This window comes from Pseudomonas sp. LRP2-20 (assembly GCF_024349685.1).
In the GTDB taxonomy this organism is placed as follows: domain Bacteria; phylum Pseudomonadota; class Gammaproteobacteria; order Pseudomonadales; family Pseudomonadaceae; genus Aquipseudomonas.
In genome coordinates this window covers 2,784,689-2,801,218 of record NZ_AP025944.1, presented here as the reverse complement: position 1 = coordinate 2,801,218, position 16,530 = coordinate 2,784,689, and the positions used below count along the sequence as shown (strand labels likewise).

The following is a 16,530-nucleotide window of genomic DNA, read 5'->3' as shown; positions in this document are numbered from 1 at the left end:
GGAAAACTGCGCTATCGCTGTAGGAGCGGTCTCGCCGACACCTCGGCAAGGCCGCTCCTACACCGAGACCGCGCAGCCCATCCAAGGGGTTCGTCATGCTCGATCAATTGTCCTTGCTGTCCTTCGCCAGCGGAGGCTGGGGCCAGGCGTTGCTGGCCGGCGCGCTGGTTACCGTTTCCCTGGCCCTCGCCTGCCTGCCTGTCGGCCTGCCGTTGGGCCTGGCCGTGGCCCTGGCGGCGCGTTCGCGCAAACGCCTGCCACGGGCCTGGGCCACGACCTTCTCCACGGTGTTCCGCGGCCTGCCCGAGCTGCTGACCTTGCTGATCATCTATTACGGCTGCCAGATCGCCGCGCAGAAGCTGCTGGCGGCGATGGGTTATGAAGGCGAGTTCCTGATCAACACCTTCCTCGCCGCAATGATCGCCTTCAGCCTGGTATTCGCAGCGTTCTCCAGCGAAATCTGGCTGGCCGCGTTCAAGACCCTGCCCAAAGGGCAACTGGAGGCCTGCTCGGCACTGGGCCTGAGCAAGCGCACCGGGTTCTTCAAGGTGGTGTTGCCGCAACTGACCCGCATCGCCCTGCCGGGCCTGTCGAACAACTGGCTGTCCCTGCTCAAGGACACCTCGCTGGTGTCGACCATCTCGCTGGTCGACCTGATGCGCCAGACCAACCTGGCGGTCAGCGTGACCAAGGAGCCGATGTTCTTCTATGGCGTGGCCTGCCTGGGTTACCTGCTGTTCTCGGCCGCCTCGGGACGGGTATTCGCCTTTATCGAGCGGCGCAGCAACCGCCACCTGCAAGGAGCACGCGCATGAGTGCCGAACAACTGCTGGGCCTGGTGCTGGACCCGGACCTGCTGGAACGCTACGGCCCGCGTTTCGTCGATGGCCTGCTGGTGACCGCCAAGCTGGTGGCGATCTCCTTCAGCCTGGGCGCCGTGCTCGGCCTGCTGCTGGCCCTGGCGCGCATGTCGCGGCACCTGCTGCTGCAGCGTATGGCGGCGGGCTACATCTACTTCTTCCGCGGCTCGCCGCTGCTGGCACAGCTGTTTCTGCTGTATTACGGCCTGGGTTCGCTCAAGGGCTTCTGGCAGGACGTCGGCCTCTGGTGGTTCTTCCGCGAAGCCTGGTTCTGCACCTTGCTGGCGTTCACCCTGAACACCGCCGCCTACCAGGCCGAGATCTTCCGCGGCAGCCTGATGGCAGTGGCGCCAGGCCAGTACGAAGCGGCACACGCGCTGAACCTGAAGCGCTCGACCACCTTCTTCAAGGTGATCCTGCCGCAATCGTTGCTGGTGGCCATCGGCCCGCTGGGCAACGAGCTGATCCTGATGATCAAGGCCAGCGCCATCGCTTCGCTGGTGACCATCTACGACCTGATGGGCGTGACCAAACTGGCGTTCTCGCGCAGTTTCGACTTCCAGATCTACCTGTGGGCCGCAGTGCTCTACCTGGTGATCGTCGAACTGGTCCGGCGCTTGCTCAAACACCTGGAAGCCCGCCTGGGCCGCCACCTGAACTGACCGAAGGATACATCCATGCATTGCCAGACCCTTGTTCTCGGCGCCGGCATCGTCGGCGTCAGTACCGCACTGCACCTGCAGGCCCGAGGGCGCCAGGTGATCCTGATCGACCGTGACGACCCCGGCAACGGCACCAGCCATGGCAACGCCGGGCTGATCGAGCGCTCCAGCGTGATCCCCTATGCCTTCCCCCGGCAGCTTGGCGCCTTGCTGCGTTATGGCCTGAACCGCCAGCCAGACGTGCGCTACAGCCTGCTGCACCTGCCCAAGGCGGCACCGTGGCTGCTGCGCTACTGGCAGCAGTCGGCGCCTGGGCGCCTGGCCGGGGCGGCGGCCGACATGCTGCCGCTGGTGCAGCGCAGCGTCGAGGAACACGACGCGCTGATCCACGCAGCCGGCCTTGAAGGGCTGGTCCAGGCCAAAGGCTGGATCGAGGTCTATCGCGACCCGGCGCTGTTCGAACAGGCCAAGGCCGAGCTCAAGGGCCTGGCCCGCTATGGCCTGCAATACGAAATCCTCGAGCGTGGGCAACTGCAGGCACGCGAGCATCAGCTCGACAGTGCGGTGGTCGGCGGCATCCACTGGCTCGACCCGAAGACCGTCAACAACCCAGGCGCCCTCACCCGTGGCTACGCCGCGCTGTTCGTGCAGCGAGGCGGGCAGTTCCTGCATGGCGATGCGCGCAGCCTGCGCCAGGCTGGCAGCCAATGGCAGGTCGACAGCCAGCGTGGGCCGATTACCGCGGACGAAGTGGTGGCCTGCCTGGGCCCGCAGTCGGGCGACCTCTTCGAGCGCCTGGGCTACCGGATTCCGCTGGGCATCAAGCGTGGTTACCACATGCACTACGGCACCCGCGACGGCGCACAGCTGCAGCATTCGATCTGCGACACCCAGGGCGGCTATGTACTGGCGCCCATGGCCCGCGGCGTGCGCCTGACCACCGGCATCGAGTTTGCGGCCAGCGGCGCGCCGGGCAACGAAATCCAGCTCAAACGCTGCGAAGCCCTGGCCCGCAAGCTGTTCCCGGCCCTGGGCGAGCGCCTTGATGAGAAACCGTGGCTCGGCCGCCGCCCGTGCCTGCCCGACATGCGCCCGGTGATCGGCCCGGCGCCCCGGCACAAAGGCCTGTGGTTCAACTTCGGCCACGCCCACCACGGCCTCACCCTCGGCCCGGTCAGCGGCCGCCTGGTGGCCGAGATGCTCACCGGCGAACACCCTTTCACCGACCCTGCGCCCTACAGCGCGGCACGTTTCGACTGACATCCAGCGGGAGAACAACAACATGACCGCCCCCATGAGCGTTGCCAGCCTTGCCCCCGAACCTGACCCTCGCCCGGAGCTGATCCGCATCGAGGGCCTGAACAAGCACTATGGCGCCTTCCATGTGCTGCGCGACATCGACCTGCAGGTGCGCGAGGGCGAACGCATTGTCCTCTGCGGCCCGTCCGGCTCGGGCAAATCGACGCTGATCCGCTGCATCAACCGCCTGGAGATCGCCCAGCAAGGCAGCATCCGGGTCGCCGGCACCGACCTGGCCGCCAACACCCGCCAGGCAGCCCAGGTGCGCAGCGAGATCGGCATGGTGTTCCAGCACTTCAACCTGTTCCCGCACATGAGCGTGCTCGACAACTGCCTGCTCGCCCCCACCAGCGTGCGCGGCCTGTCGCGCAAGGACGCCGAGGAACGGGCGCGCCTGTACCTGAGCAAGGTCGGCATCGAGAGCCAGGCACACAAGTACCCCAGCCAGTTGTCCGGCGGCCAGCAGCAGCGCGTGGCGATCGCCCGGGCGCTGTGCATGAAGCCGCGCATCATGCTGTTCGACGAGCCGACCTCGGCGCTCGACCCGGAGATGGTCGCCGAAGTGCTGGACGTACTGGTGCAACTGGCCGGCACTGGCATGACCATGCTCTGTGTCACCCATGAGATGGGCTTTGCCCGGCAGGTGGCGGAACGGGTGCTGTTCCTCGAAGGCGGGCAGATCATCGAGGACAGCCCGCCCCAGGTGTTCTTCAACCAGCCGCGCACAGCGCGGGCCAAGGCCTTCCTGGCGCAGATACTGCACTGAGCGGTCGATCATTGCAGCGCTGCAATGATCCAACTGCGTCGTTAAATATAATTGACCTTACCCCCCGCCAAACCCTTGCCGGCTCAGGCTCGCAAGGGTTCAGGCCCCGTAATTCGGCGCCTTAACCGCCTTTTGCTCGTTTGACATATCGAACGGCTCTGGCAAGCTATCTACAAGCCCCGACCGGAATCGTCCAGTGATGAGCCGGCAGTGCTCGGGACTTCAGGTAGCACATCCAGGCCACGTGCCGTGCACCTGCACAACAACGACAGGCAGAGCCCTGTCATAAGGTGACATATGTCCAACAGCAACATTGGCAACAAGCAACCTTCCCTGCGCAAACCCGTCGTCCTGATGACCATGGGCAGCCAAGAGCGCAAAGGCCATGACTATCAGGTCATGACCCACAAATACATCACCCCGCTGGTCGACTTCGCCGATTGCGTTCCGGTACTGGTGCCTACCTGCTGTGGCATCGAAGACCTCGAGACCTATCTGGACATGGCCGACGGCGTGTACCTGACCGGTGCCGGCAGCAACATCGACCCGACCCTGTACGGCCAGGAAAACGAGACTCCCGGCAAGGGCCAGGACAAGAACCGCGACCTGTTCGACATCCCGCTGGTCAAGGCAGCGCTCAAGCGCGGCCTGCCGATCTTCGGCATTTGCCGTGGCATGCAGGAAATCAACGTTGCCCTGGGCGGCGACATCTACCAGAAGGTCTACGCCGAGCCTGGCTTCAACGACCACCGGGAAAACCCGGAAGATCCGGTCGATGTGCAGTACGCCCAGGTGCATGGCGTGAAGATCAAGCCAGGCAGCTGGCTGCGTGAAACCCTGGGCACCGACGAGATCCGTGTGAACTCGCTGCACGGCCAGGGCCTGCGCAACCTCGGCGCTGGCATCGAGCCGATCGCCCACGCCGAAGACGGCCTGGTCGAGGCGATCCACGCCCCAAGCATCTCGCCGTTCCTGTTTGCCGTGCAGTGGCACCCGGAATGGCAAGCGGCGAAGAACCCTGATTCGATCAAGATTTTCCAGGCCTTCGGCGATGCCTGCCGCGCCCAGGTGCGCAAAAGCCAGATCAAGCGCCAACAGGCCGCCTGACACTCGGTTTCAGCTTCGTTAGCTTTGATCGCGGGGCGGCGCAAGGCCGCCCCCGCTTCCCCGGTCACCCTCTGCTGGTCCCAGAACACTTCCCGTGGAAGCGGGCGGCGGGCTTGTGCCTGTCTCCGCGATCGTTTTTTTCCTCTTTCCTGTTAAGAGATACGATGACTGCCAAGTGGTTGTCGTAGGATCTTCTGCGCCTGTGAGATCGAGCGCCGCCCGCGCGGCGCATCGCGAGCTTTGCTCGCTCCTACGTTTGTTTCGGGCCAATCAGTCCTGGGGGATTGGCGCGCGAACGCCTTGGCGCATGGCGCGATATGGCGTCGTACCCACAAGGCGGTCGCGCGCGCCTGTCACAGACTTTACTGGCCCGAAACAGACGTAGGAGCGAGCAAAGCTCGCGATGCGCCGCGCGGGCGGCGCTGGGGGATTGGCGCGCGAACGCCTTGGCGCATGGCGCGATATCGCGTCGTACCCACAAGGCGGTCGCGCGCGCCTGTCACAGACTTTACTGGCCCGAAACAGACGTAGGAGCGAGCAAAGCTCGCGATGCGCCGCGCGGGCGGCGCTGGGGGATTGGCGCGCGAACGCCTTGGCGCATGGCGCGAAATCGCGTCGTACCCACAAGGCGGTCGCGCGCGCCTGTCACAGACTTTACTGGCCCGAAACAGACGTAGGAGCGAGCAAAGCTCGCGATGCGCCGCGCGGGCGGCGCTGGGGGATTGGCGCGCGAACGCCTTGGCGCATGGCGCGATATCGCGTCGTACCCACAAGGCGGTCGCGCGCGCCTGTCACAGACTTTACTGGCCCGAAACAGACGTAGGAGCGAGCAAAGCTCGCGATGCGCCGCGCGGGCGGCGCGATATGCGCACCCACACACATCCCGAACCGTACCCCATGGCATCCCGCAAAAATTTCTGCAAAGGGGACTAGTCATCGCACATGTTGTACGATAACTTACCTCCAACGCAGAACAACACCCTTCACCCAAGCGCCACAGGATGCCTACAACAATGACTCCACAAGAACTGAAATCCATCCTCTCCCACGGCCTGCTGTCTTTCCCGGTCACCGACTTCAACGCCCAGGGCGACTTCAACCAGGCTGGCTACATCAAGCGCCTGGAATGGCTCGCCCCCTACGGCGCCAGCGCCCTGTTCGCCGCCGGTGGCACCGGTGAATTCTTCTCCCTGGCCGCCAGCGAGTACAGCCAGGTGATCAAGACCGCAGTCGACACCTGCGCCAGGTCGGTGCCAATCCTTGCCGGCGTCGGTGGTTCCACCCGCCAGGCCATCGAATACGCACAAGAAGCCGAGCGCCTGGGTGCCAAGGGCCTGCTGCTGCTGCCCCACTACCTCACCGAAGCCAGCCAGGACGGCGTCGCCGCCCACGTCGAAGCCGTGTGCAAGTCGGTCAACATCGGTGTCGTGGTGTACAACCGCAACGTCTGCCGCCTGAACGCCAACCTGCTCGAGCAGCTGGCCGAGCGCTGCCCGAACCTGATCGGCTACAAGGACGGCCTGGGTGACATCGAGCTGATGGTGTCGATCCGTCGCCGCCTGGGTGACCGTTTCAGCTACCTGGGTGGCCTGCCGACCGCCGAGGTGTATGCTGCGGCCTACAAGGCACTGGGTGTACCGGTTTACTCGTCGGCGGTGTTCAACTTCATTCCGAAGACCGCGATGGACTTCTACCACGCCATCGCCCGTGACGATCACGCCACCGTGGCCAAGCTGATCGACGATTTCTTCCTGCCGTACCTGGACATCCGCAACCGCAAGGCCGGTTACGCCGTGAGTATCGTCAAGGCCGGCGCCAAGATCGCCGGTTACGACGCAGGCCCGGTGCGTACCCCGCTGACCGACCTGACCGCTGAAGAGTACGAAATGCTCGCAGCGCTGATGGACAAGATGGGTCCGCAATAAGCGCACTCCGCGGCCTGCCATTGCCGCATCCGGAGTGGGCCTGCCCACTCCGGCTACAACTCGTGAGCCCGCACAAAAATAACTAGTGGGAGTATTACCAGCATGCAAGCGACTAAAAAGACGCATGTGCGCTACCTGATCCTGTTCATGCTGTTTCTGGTGACCACGATCAACTACGCAGACCGAGCCACCATCGCCATCGCAGGCTCCAGCCTGCAGAAAGACCTCGGCATCGACGCCGTTACCCTTGGTTATATTTTCTCCGCCTTCGGATGGGCTTACGTGGCCGGGCAGATCCCCGGCGGCTGGCTGCTGGACCGCTTCGGTTCGAAGAATGTCTACGCCTTCAGCATCTTCACCTGGTCGCTGTTCACCCTGCTGCAGGGCTTTGTCGGCGGCCTGCCGGTGGCCTGGGCGGTGGTGACCTTGTTCACCCTGCGCTTCCTCGTCGGCTTCGCCGAAGCCCCGTCGTTCCCGGGCAACGCCCGTATCGTCGCAGCCTGGTTCCCGACCCAGGAACGCGGTACCGCCTCGGCGATCTTCAACTCGGCGCAGTACTTCGCCACCGCGCTGTTCGCCCCGATCATGGGCTGGATCGTGTTCAGCTTCGGCTGGGAGCATGTGTTCGTGGTCATGGGCGCACTGGGCATCGTGTTCTCCGTGGTGTGGCTCAAGACCATCTACAACCCGCGCCAGCACCCGCGCATCAGCCAGAGCGAGCTCGAACATATCGAGCAGAACGGCGGCCTGGTCGACATGGACCAGAAGCGTGGCAACGACGGCCCGAAATGGGGCTACATCAAGCAACTGCTGACCAGCCGCATGCTGCTGGGCGTGTACCTGGGCCAGTACTGCATCAACGCCATCACCTACTTCTTCCTCACCTGGTTCCCGGTGTACCTGGTGCAGGAACGGGGCATGACCATCCTCAAGGCCGGTTTCATCGCTTCGCTGCCGGCAGTGTGCGGCTTCATCGGTGGCGTGCTCGGTGGGGTGATCTCGGACTGGCTGCTGCGCCGCGGCAACTCGCTGACCTTCTCGCGCAAGCTGCCGATCGTCTGCGGCCTGTTGCTGTCGACCACCATGGTCTTCTGCAACTACGTGGATGCCGAGTGGATGGTGGTCGGTTTCATGACCCTGGCCTTCTTCGGCAAAGGCATCGGCGCGCTGGGCTGGGCCGTGGTGGCAGACACCTCGCCCAAGCAGATCGCCGGGCTGTCCGGTGGCCTGTTCAACACCTTCGGCAACATCGCCTCGATCACCACACCGATCGTCATCGGCTACATCATCAGCGCCACCGGCTCGTTCAAGTGGGCCCTGGTGTATGTGGGTGCCAACGCCTTGGTGGCGGTGTTCAGCTACCTGGTGATCGTCGGCCCGATCAAGCGTATCGAGCTGCGCGACGATGCCCCAAAGCCACAGCCTGAGCCAGCCGCCAATGGCGAACTGGCCAGCGCGCGGCACTGAGTGAACACGCCCGCGCCGGCCGCTGCCGACGCGGGCGGATGTACAAAAAGCCTGAGAACCTGACAAGTAGGGCCCAAACATGCAGTTGATCGAACATTCCGACTCGCCCCGCTACGTCCGCCTGCACGACGACGATAACGTCGTGGTGGTGGTCAACGACGGCGGCCTGGGCGAAGGCGCCCGCTTCGCCGACGGCCTGACCCTGGTCGAAGGCGTGCCACAGAGCCACAAGGTTGCCACCGTGCTGATAGCCAAGGGCGAGCCAGTGCGCCGCTACGGGCAGATCATCGGTTATGCGCTGGAAGACCTGCGCCAGGGCAGCTGGGTGCAGGAAAGCCAGCTGGCCATGCCGGCCGCCCCGGAACTGGACAGCCTGCCACGCTGCGACGCGGTACCGAATGCCCTGCCCCCGCTGGACGGCTTCACCTTCGAAGGTTACCGCAACGCCGACGGCACCGTCGGCACCCGCAACATCCTCGGCATCACCACCACCGTGCAATGCGTGACCGGCGTGCTGGAGCACGCGGTCAAGCGTATCCGCAGCGAACTGCTGCCCAAATACCCCAACGTCGATGACGTGGTCGCCCTCACCCACAGCTACGGCTGTGGCGTGGCCATCAACGCCCGCGACGCCTACATCCCGATCCGCACCGTGCGCAACCTGGCGCGCAACCCCAACCTTGGAGGCGAGGCACTGGTGATCAGCCTGGGTTGCGAAAAGCTCCAGGCCGGCCAGGTGATGCACGACAATGACCCGTCGGTGGACCTCAGCGAGCCTTGGCTGTATCGCCTGCAGGACGCCAGCCTCGGTTTTGCCGAAATGATCGAGCAGATCATGGGCCTGGCCGAAACCCGCCTGAAAAAGCTCGACCAGCGCCGCCGCGAGACCGTGCCAGCCAGCGAGCTGATCCTCGGCATGCAGTGCGGCGGCAGTGACGCGTTCTCCGGCATCACCGCCAACCCGGCGCTGGGTTATGCCGCCGACCTGCTGGTGCGCGCTGGCGCCACCGTGCTGTTCTCGGAAGTGACCGAAGTACGCGACGCCATCTACATGCTCACCTCGCGCGCCGAGAACCAGGAAGTCGCCGATGCCCTGGTGCGCGAGATGGACTGGTACGACCGTTACCTGCAGCAAGGCGCGGCAGACCGCAGCGCCAACACCACGCCGGGCAACAAGAAAGGCGGCCTGTCGAACATCGTCGAGAAGTCCCTCGGTTCGATCGTCAAGTCCGGCAGCGGCGCCATCCAGGGCGTGCTCGGCCCGGGCGAGCGGGTCAACCGCAAGGGCCTGATCTTCTGCGCCACCCCGGCCAGCGATTTCGTCTGCGGCACCCTGCAACTGGCCGCCGGCATGAACCTGCACGTGTTCACCACCGGCCGTGGCACGCCGTATGGCCTGGCCATGGCCCCGGTGGTCAAGGTCTGCACCCGTACCGAACTGGCCCAGCGCTGGCCCGACCTGATCGACATCGACGCCGGGCGCATCGCCAGCGGCCGCGCGACCATCGAAGAACTGGGCTGGGAGCTGTTCCACTACTACCTGGACGTGGCCAGCGGCCGCAAGCAGACCTGGGCCGAACAGCACCGCCTGCACAACGACATCACCCTGTTCAATCCGGCACCGATTACCTGATGAGTCGGGCTGGCTCGCTAGCCCATTTATCGCGGTCCTTGTGGGAGCGGGTTTACCCGCGAACACCGGCGAAGCCGGTGCCATGCACCGAGTCGCCTGATTCGCGGGTAAACCCGCTCCCACAGGGGCCAGTCCAGCCGGCCTGAATAGCATTCTTCCTTCAGCTACTCCTACAGGAGCACCCCATGCCTGAGATCCTCGGCCACAACTTCATCGCCGGCCAGCGCAGCGCCGCTGGCTCGCAACGCCTGCAGAGCCTGGACGCCACCACCGGCGAGGCCCTGCCCTACAGCTTCGTCCAGGCCACCGAAGCCGAAGTGGACCAGGCAGCCAAGGCTGCCGCCGCCGCCTTCGTCGAATTCCGCAACCTCAAACCGGCCCGCCGCGCCGAGTTCCTCGACGCCATCGCCGCCGAGCTGGACGAGCTGGATGACGCCTTCGTCGCCATCGTCTGCCGCGAGACCGCCCTGCCTGCCGCCCGCATCCAGGGTGAGCGTGGCCGCACCAGCGGCCAGATGCGCCTGTTCGCCCAGGTGCTGCGCCGTGGCGATTTCCTTGGTGCCCGCATCGACCTGGCCCTGCCTGAGCGTCAACCGCTGCCGCGGGTCGACCTGCGCCAGATGCGTATTGGCGTCGGCCCGGTCGCCGTGTTCGGTGCCAGCAACTTCCCGCTGGCCTTCTCCACCGCAGGTGGTGATACCGCAGCGGCCCTGGCTGCCGGTTGCCCGGTGGTGTTCAAGGCGCACAGCGGCCACATGGCCACTGCCGACCTGGTCGGCTGCGCCATCCAGCGCGCCGCCGAGCGCACTGGCATGCCCAAGGGCGTGTTCAACATGGTCTTCGGCGCTGGCGTCGGCGAACCGCTGGTCAAGCACCCAGCCATCCAGGCCGTCGGCTTCACCGGTTCGCTCAAGGGCGGCGACGCGCTGTGCCGCATGGCCGCCGAGCGCCCGCAACCGATCCCGGTGTTCGCCGAGATGTCCAGCATCAATCCGGTGATCATCCTGCCAGGTGCCCTGGCCAAGCGTGGCGAGGCCATCGCCCGCGAGCTGGCCGGTTCGGTGTGCATGGGGGCCGGGCAGTTCTGCACCAACCCGGGCCTGGTGATCGGCCTGCAATCGGCACACTACAGCCAGTTGCTCGCCGACCTCGGCCAGCACCTGGACCAGCAGGCCGGGCAGACCATGCTCAACGCCGGCGGCCTGCGCAGCTACGTCGGTGGCCTGGAGCACCTGCACGCCCATGCCGGTATCGAGCACCTGGCCGGCCAGGCCCAGGAAGGTAGCCAGGCCCGTGCCCAGCTGTTCAAGGCCGAGGCCCGCCTGCTGGTGGAGGCCGACCCGCTGCTGCAGGAAGAAGTGTTCGGCCCGACCACCGTGGCGGTCGAGGTCAAGGACAACGACCAACTGCGCGCCGCCCTGCTTGGCCTGCGTGGCCAGCTGACCGCGACGCTGATCGGTGAGCCGGAGGACTTCGAAGCCTTCGCCTGGCTGGTACCGCTGCTGGAGGAAAAAGTCGGCCGTATCCTGGTCAACGGCTACCCGACCGGCGTGGAAGTGTGCGAAGCAATGGTCCATGGCGGGCCATACCCGGCCACCTCCGATGCCCGTGGTACCTCGGTCGGTACCCTGGCCATCGACCGCTTCCTGCGCCCGGTGTGCTACCAGAACTACCCGCAGGCGCTGCTGCCGGAGGCACTGCGCGACAGCAACCCGCTGGGGCTGCGTCGCCTGGTGAACGGGCAATGGAGCGAAGGCGCGCTTTGAGTACGAAAAAGGCCCTGCTAGCAGGGCCTTTCTTTGCCTGTCTCGAGGCGAGCGTCGCCTGTGAAATCGAGCGCCGCCCGCGCGGCGCATCGCGAGCTCTGCTCGCTCCTACGTTTGTTTCGGGCCAATTATTCCAGGGGCATCGGCGCGCGAACGCTTTTGCGCATGCCACAATATAGCGTCGTACCAACAAGACGGTCGCGAGCGCCTGTCACAGGCGTTACTGGCCAGAAACAAACGTAGGAGCGAGCAGAGCTCGCGATGCGCCGCGCGGGCGGCGCTCGATTCATGCCCCACCGCAATAACCACGGCAAACGCCCCTCAGCCCAACCTCAGCCCCCCTGCGCCTCGGCTTCTTCATGGGCCTGGCGCAAGCGCTCGCGGCTGTTGCTCAGGTGCATGCGCATGGCCATCTTCGCCCCTTCGCTGTCACGCCGGGCGATGGCTTCATAAATGGCTTCATGTTCGTGCATCAGGCGACTCATGTAATGTGCCTGGTCATCATGGGCCAACCGCGCCGAATTCAACCGGGTACGTGGAATGATGCTGGTACCCAGGTGGTTGATGATATCGGCGAAGTAGTGGTTGCCGCTGGCCTGGGCGATACGCAGGTGGAACTGGAAGTCCGCCGACACCGCGTCAGTGGCGTGCGCAGCACCCTCGTTGAGCTCGTCCAGCGCCGCGCGCATGCCAGCCAGCTCTTCGTCGCTGCGCCGTTGCGCCGCCAGGCCCGCCGACTCGATTTCCAGGGCGATGCGCAGCTCCAGCACCGCCAGCACCTCGCGCAAGGTGACCACGGTCGCCGGGTCGATACGAAAGCCACCGGTAGCTGGCGCATCGAGCACGAAGGTGCCGATGCCATGGCGCGTCTCGACCTGCCCGGCCGCCTGCAGCCGGGAGATCGCCTCACGCACCACGGTGCGGCTGACGCCCTCCTCGGCCATGATCTGCGACTCGGTCGGCAGCTTGTCGCCGCGCTTGAGCTGGCCGCTGCGAATGCGCTCGGTCAGCACCGTGACCAGTTCCTGGGCCAGACTGCGCGGCTTGCGCCGGGTCCTTGCCTGTACCTGCTGCTCTGTCATGCCCTGTATTTCACCTTGAAAGACAGCCGTCATGATAGCGCAAGCAGTTGTACGATCACATACACCCGACGCGGTATTTAATCAAAGCGCTGCGGTCGCAGTACGCCTCAGGGTGAACGCACCCGCATACTGCGCCACCACGACCGTCCTCGCACTGTTGCCGATGGCGCTGACTTGCACTGATACACTGTCAACCGGTGGATTTGACGGGACTGATCGAAGGCATGAACGAAACGCGATACGCCGTGGTGGCCAAGGACTTGATGGCCGGCATCGCCAGCGGCCGTTACCCGGTGGGCAGCCTGCTGCCGACCGAATTCGAACTGTGTGACCTGTACGAGGTGAGCCGACACACGGTGCGGGCGGCGATCAACCAGCTGCTCAACCAGGGGCTGGTGTCACGCCGCAAGCGGGTCGGTACCCGGGTCGAGGCCAGCAGCCCGCGCGGTGGCTATTCGCAGTCGCTGGCGACGGTGGCCGACCTGGCGCACCTGGCTGAAACCCAGCAACGGGAAATCCAGCACGTGCGCCACTTCGTCGCCGACCTGAGCGAAGCGGCGCGCCTGGGGCTGGTGCCGGGGGAGCATTACTTCTGCGTGTCGAGCATCCGCGTCGATCGCCAGCACAATGCCGCGCCCCTGTGCTGGACCGATGTCTATGCCCAACGCGACTACGCCGCAGTCATCGAACTGGCCCACGAGCACCCAGACCAGCTGATTGCAGGGTTGATCGAGCAGCACTATGGCCGCTCGATCGCAGTCGTCGACCAGCAGGTACGCGCCGTGTTGCTGACGGCAGAGATGGCGCGTGAACTGAAGGCCGAGGCAGGCGCTCCGGGGTTGAAGATCATCCGCCATTACCGCGAGGAAAACGGCGACCTGATGGCGGTTTCCGAGACTGTACACCCGGATGATCGGTTCACCCTGGTGACCCAGATGCGCCGCGATAAGGCACCGGCCTGAACGTTGTGTCGCCACCGACGCTGAAGCCTGCGCAATACCCGCAATAAGGCCGGGACAGGCAGTACATTCTCCAACTGCTGTATGCGCTTTCCATGGAAGGAAGTCCCGCATGAAACCGCTCGACCGTGCCCTGCTCACCTGTGGCCTGCTGATCCCGTTATGGCTGCTGATCGGCGTCTGGCTCACCGCCCGGGCCTACCCCGGTTATGACCACCTGCAACAGGCCATGAGCCAGCTCGGCGCCCAAGGTTCCCCGACCCAGCACTGGTCGCCGCTGGCCAACAACTTCCCCCTCGCCCTGCTGTTCGCCCTGTTTGCCTGGGGCCTTGCCCGGCGCTGGCGTGCCTCGAAACTGGCGCTGCTCAGCGCGGCCCTGGTCCTGCTGCATGGCCTGGGAAGTCTGGGTACTGGCCTGTTTCCGTGTGATCAGGGCTGCGCACCCGCCGAGCCGTCCAGCTCGCAGCAACTGCACAACTTCTGCGGCTTGCTGATGTTTGTCTCATTGACCATGGCCAGTGCGCTATGGGTCCGGCTTGGCAAGCGCCTCGCCGGTTCAAGGGCCTTGGGCTGGTTTTCGCTGGCGTGCCTGGTTGCAGCGCTGGTCACCGTTGTACTCATGGCCCAGGCCGCCCGGAGCGGCCAGTGGTTCGGGCTGTACCAACGGCTGAACTATGGCCTGTCGGTGGTATGGATCGCCGGCCTGGCGCTGAGCAGCCTAAGCTCGGCACTGGCAAATCGCTTTCGCATCGCCACTACCTGATTCGAAAATACTGGCCCCCAGGCATCTGAAGCGAAGGCAAACTCCTTTCATCTTCAGATGCTTAGGACAGCAACATGCGAACAATTCTAGCAACGATGGCCGGCTGCCTGCTGGCCGCTGCCGCCTTCGGCGCCCAAGCCAAAGCGCTTAGCCAGAATGACCGCCAAACCTGTGGATGGGGCTCGCAGATCGCCGCCGAAGCGCAGCAGGCCAAGCTTTCCGGCGTTACCCTGTACGCCACCCGCAAGAAGCTGCAGGTGCGCCGGTTCGCCAAACCCTGGATGCGCATGACCGCCATGGGCATTACCGAACAGACTTACAACAGCCGTTCACGGCTCAAGCCATCGGCGATCAAGCAGACTTACTATGAGCAGTGTGTTCAACACTCGCTCGCGAGGCGATAATCAATTAAATCAATAAGTTATCAAACAGACTTAATCTGATTTATTTAAGAGTTCAGCTGAGATAGACCGGCTCGCAACGCACCTCGGTCTTCACCGAATTGGCGATGAAGCATTCCTCGTGGGCGAGATGGTGCAAGTGCTCAAGCTGCTCTGCCGTGGGCTGGCGCTCGCCGGAGAACTCGACCCGTGGTCGCAGGGTAACCACGGTCATGGCCATGCGCCCTGCCTCATTGCGCGCCATCACCCCCTCTGCGTCGTCGGCATAGTGCTCGACGCAAAAGCGCTGCTTGGCCGCCAGCGACAGGAACCACAGCATGTGGCAGCTCGACAGCGCGGCGATGAAGGCCTCTTCAGGGTCCACCGCCGAGGCATCGGACATCGGCAGAGGCACCACATGGGGCGACGACGACCCCGGCACCTCGATGCCACCGTCGAAGCGCCACAGGTGACGGCGGCTGTACTGGTTGCCGAGAAAATCCTGGCCTTCGCGTGCCCAGGCCACGTGGGCGGTGTATTGCGCCATGCGAACCTCCTTGTTCAATTGATCGGGTGATATCAGCAGCCGCTGAGCGCCACCGGGCGGCGTTCGCCTGCAAAGAACAGCGGGCGCAGGCGCACACCGATCAGGTTGCCGGTGTAGGCCGCGATCAGCCACAGCCAGCCGTGCACGCTACCTGAAGCGATGCCGCTGAAGTAGGCGCCGATATTACAGCCATACGCCAGGCGCGAACCATAGCCCAGCAGCAGGCCACCGATCACCGCAGCAATCAGCGACGGCAGCGGGATCTTCAGGCTGGGCGCGAAGCGGCCCGCCAGGCCTGCCGCCAACAGCGCACCGAGCACGATGCCGATGTCCATCACCGTGGTGATGTCCTGCCACAGCGGCGCGGCCAGTGCCTTGGCATTGGCCGGGGCCTGCCAGAACACCCAGCTGCCGACGTCGACTCCGAAGCTGGACAAGGTTTTCGCGCCCCACAGGGCGAACGCCGAGGTGATTCCCCACGGGCGGCCGGCCAGGGCCAGGGTGGCGTAATTGAGCAAGGCCAGGGCAATCGCCCCCCACAGCAACGGCCACGGGCCACGCAGGAAGCGGCGCAGGCCCTGGTGCTCGCTGCTCACAGGGGCTTCCAGGTCCCCATGTCGACGTCTTTCCAGCACCACCGTGGCCCAGGCGATCAGTGCGAACACCGCAACACTGGCCAGCAGCGCTGGTGCCACGCCCCAGGCCTGGACGATCGAGGTGGCCGGGAACGCAGGCAGCGCGAACCACCAGTCGGCATGGTGGGTAGCGGTGACCGAGCCGATGATGAAGAACAGCAGGGTCACCAGCATCCGCGCATTGCCGCCGCCCACGGTGAACAGTGTGCCCGAGGCGCAGCCGCCGCCCAGTTGCATGCCGATGCCGAAGATGAACGCACCGAATACCACCGACACGCCCGCCGGCGCGACCAGGCCGGTGACCGGGGTGCCAAACAGGCTACCGGCAGACAACGCCGGGAAGAACAGCAGCACGGCCAGGGTCAGCATGACCATCTGCGCACGCAGGCCGGCGCCGCGGCGCTCGTTGATGAACACCCGCCAGGCCGAGGTGAAGCCGAAAGCGGCGTGATAGAGCGTCAGGCCCAGGGCAGCGCCGACCAACAGCAGCAGCACCTGCTTGAAGCCGGCGTTGAGGTTGAGGAACCAGGCGCCGGCCAGCAGCAGGGCCAGGGCGATCAAGGGCGCACCGAGGCGGCGCGGTTCGGGTGTGGCGGTTGCGGAAAGACCCATCGGAATACTCGGATTACAGTGAAACGGGGGGCGAGTATAACCCCCAAAGCTGGAATGTGTTGCCTGA

Annotated in this window: 15 protein-coding genes; 12 read left to right on the top strand and 3 right to left on the bottom strand. The window is 65.0% G+C overall.

The annotated features are described in order from the left end of the window. The first annotated feature begins 95 nt into the window (after positions 1–95). The 9 genes from OCX61_RS12425 to OCX61_RS12385 all read left to right on the top strand — a co-directional run bounded on the left by OCX61_RS12425 (position 96) and on the right by OCX61_RS12385 (position 11,485). Positions 96–815, top strand: a complete 720-nt coding sequence (locus OCX61_RS12425) for an ABC transporter permease (protein WP_261944075.1) — start codon at positions 96–98, stop codon at positions 813–815. Continuing rightward, complete coding sequence (locus OCX61_RS12420; protein WP_261944074.1) at positions 812–1,522, top strand: ABC transporter permease; 711 nt, start codon at positions 812–814, stop codon at positions 1,520–1,522. The genes OCX61_RS12425 and OCX61_RS12420 overlap by 4 nt, the downstream gene beginning before the upstream one ends. Positions 1,523–1,537: 15 nt before the next feature. Next, a complete protein-coding gene (locus OCX61_RS12415) occupies positions 1,538–2,782 on the top strand; it encodes an NAD(P)/FAD-dependent oxidoreductase (RefSeq protein ID WP_261944073.1) in 1,245 nt (414 codons plus the stop codon). A 22-nt stretch (positions 2,783–2,804) separates the two neighbouring features. Continuing rightward, positions 2,805–3,587 (top strand): amino acid ABC transporter ATP-binding protein, encoded by a 783-nt coding sequence (locus OCX61_RS12410; protein WP_315973276.1) that lies wholly within the window; start codon positions 2,805–2,807, stop codon positions 3,585–3,587. Between the two features lie 297 nt (positions 3,588–3,884). Next, a complete protein-coding gene (locus OCX61_RS12405) occupies positions 3,885–4,694 on the top strand; it encodes a gamma-glutamyl-gamma-aminobutyrate hydrolase family protein (protein ID WP_110638090.1) in 810 nt (269 codons plus the stop codon). Positions 4,695–5,707: 1,013 nt separating this feature from the next. Next, entirely contained in the window at positions 5,708–6,619 is a 912-nt protein-coding gene (gene kdgD, locus OCX61_RS12400; protein ID WP_261944072.1) for a 5-dehydro-4-deoxyglucarate dehydratase, read from the top strand. Positions 6,620–6,721: 102 nt separating this feature from the next. Continuing rightward, the gene (locus OCX61_RS12395) at positions 6,722–8,086 is read left to right on the top strand and encodes an MFS transporter (RefSeq protein WP_261944071.1); all 1,365 of its coding nucleotides are present in this window, start codon (positions 6,722–6,724) and stop codon (positions 8,084–8,086) included. A gap of 79 nt (positions 8,087–8,165) precedes the next feature. After that, positions 8,166–9,719: a galactarate dehydratase gene (garD, locus tag OCX61_RS12390; RefSeq protein ID WP_261944070.1), complete on the top strand. Its 1,554-nt coding sequence runs from the start codon at positions 8,166–8,168 to the stop codon at positions 9,717–9,719. Positions 9,720–9,904: 185 nt separating this feature from the next. Then, positions 9,905–11,485, top strand: a complete 1,581-nt coding sequence (locus tag OCX61_RS12385) for an aldehyde dehydrogenase (NADP(+)) (RefSeq protein ID WP_261944069.1) — start codon at positions 9,905–9,907, stop codon at positions 11,483–11,485. 332 nt (positions 11,486–11,817) lie between these two features. On the opposite strand, the gene OCX61_RS12380 is transcribed toward OCX61_RS12385, so the two are convergent. Beyond that, positions 11,818–12,567 carry a FadR/GntR family transcriptional regulator gene (locus OCX61_RS12380; protein ID WP_103447521.1) on the bottom strand — a complete coding sequence of 250 codons (750 nt, stop codon included), beginning with the start codon at positions 12,565–12,567 and terminating at the stop codon, positions 11,818–11,820. A gap of 224 nt (positions 12,568–12,791) precedes the next feature. Here OCX61_RS12380 and OCX61_RS12375 point away from each other — a divergent pair, with 224 nt between their 5' ends. From OCX61_RS12375 to OCX61_RS12365, 3 genes are all read left to right on the top strand, one after another. Then, a complete protein-coding gene (locus OCX61_RS12375) occupies positions 12,792–13,529 on the top strand; it encodes a GntR family transcriptional regulator (RefSeq protein ID WP_261944068.1) in 738 nt (245 codons plus the stop codon). Positions 13,530–13,638: 109 nt separating this feature from the next. Further along, positions 13,639–14,289 (top strand): DUF998 domain-containing protein, encoded by a 651-nt coding sequence (locus tag OCX61_RS12370; RefSeq protein WP_261944067.1) that lies wholly within the window; start codon positions 13,639–13,641, stop codon positions 14,287–14,289. Positions 14,290–14,363: 74 nt separating this feature from the next. Then, positions 14,364–14,693: a hypothetical protein gene (locus tag OCX61_RS12365; protein ID WP_261944066.1), complete on the top strand. Its 330-nt coding sequence runs from the start codon at positions 14,364–14,366 to the stop codon at positions 14,691–14,693. Positions 14,694–14,745: 52 nt separating this feature from the next. On the opposite strand, the gene OCX61_RS12360 is transcribed toward OCX61_RS12365, so the two are convergent. Further along, the gene (locus OCX61_RS12360; RefSeq protein ID WP_176506629.1) at positions 14,746–15,216 is read right to left on the bottom strand and encodes an OsmC family protein; all 471 of its coding nucleotides are present in this window, start codon (positions 15,214–15,216) and stop codon (positions 14,746–14,748) included. 32 nt (positions 15,217–15,248) lie between these two features. Then, positions 15,249–16,463, bottom strand: coding sequence for a YeeE/YedE family protein (locus OCX61_RS12355; protein WP_261944065.1), 1,215 nt, complete (start codon positions 16,461–16,463; stop codon positions 15,249–15,251). Between the last annotated feature and the right edge of the window lie 67 nt (positions 16,464–16,530).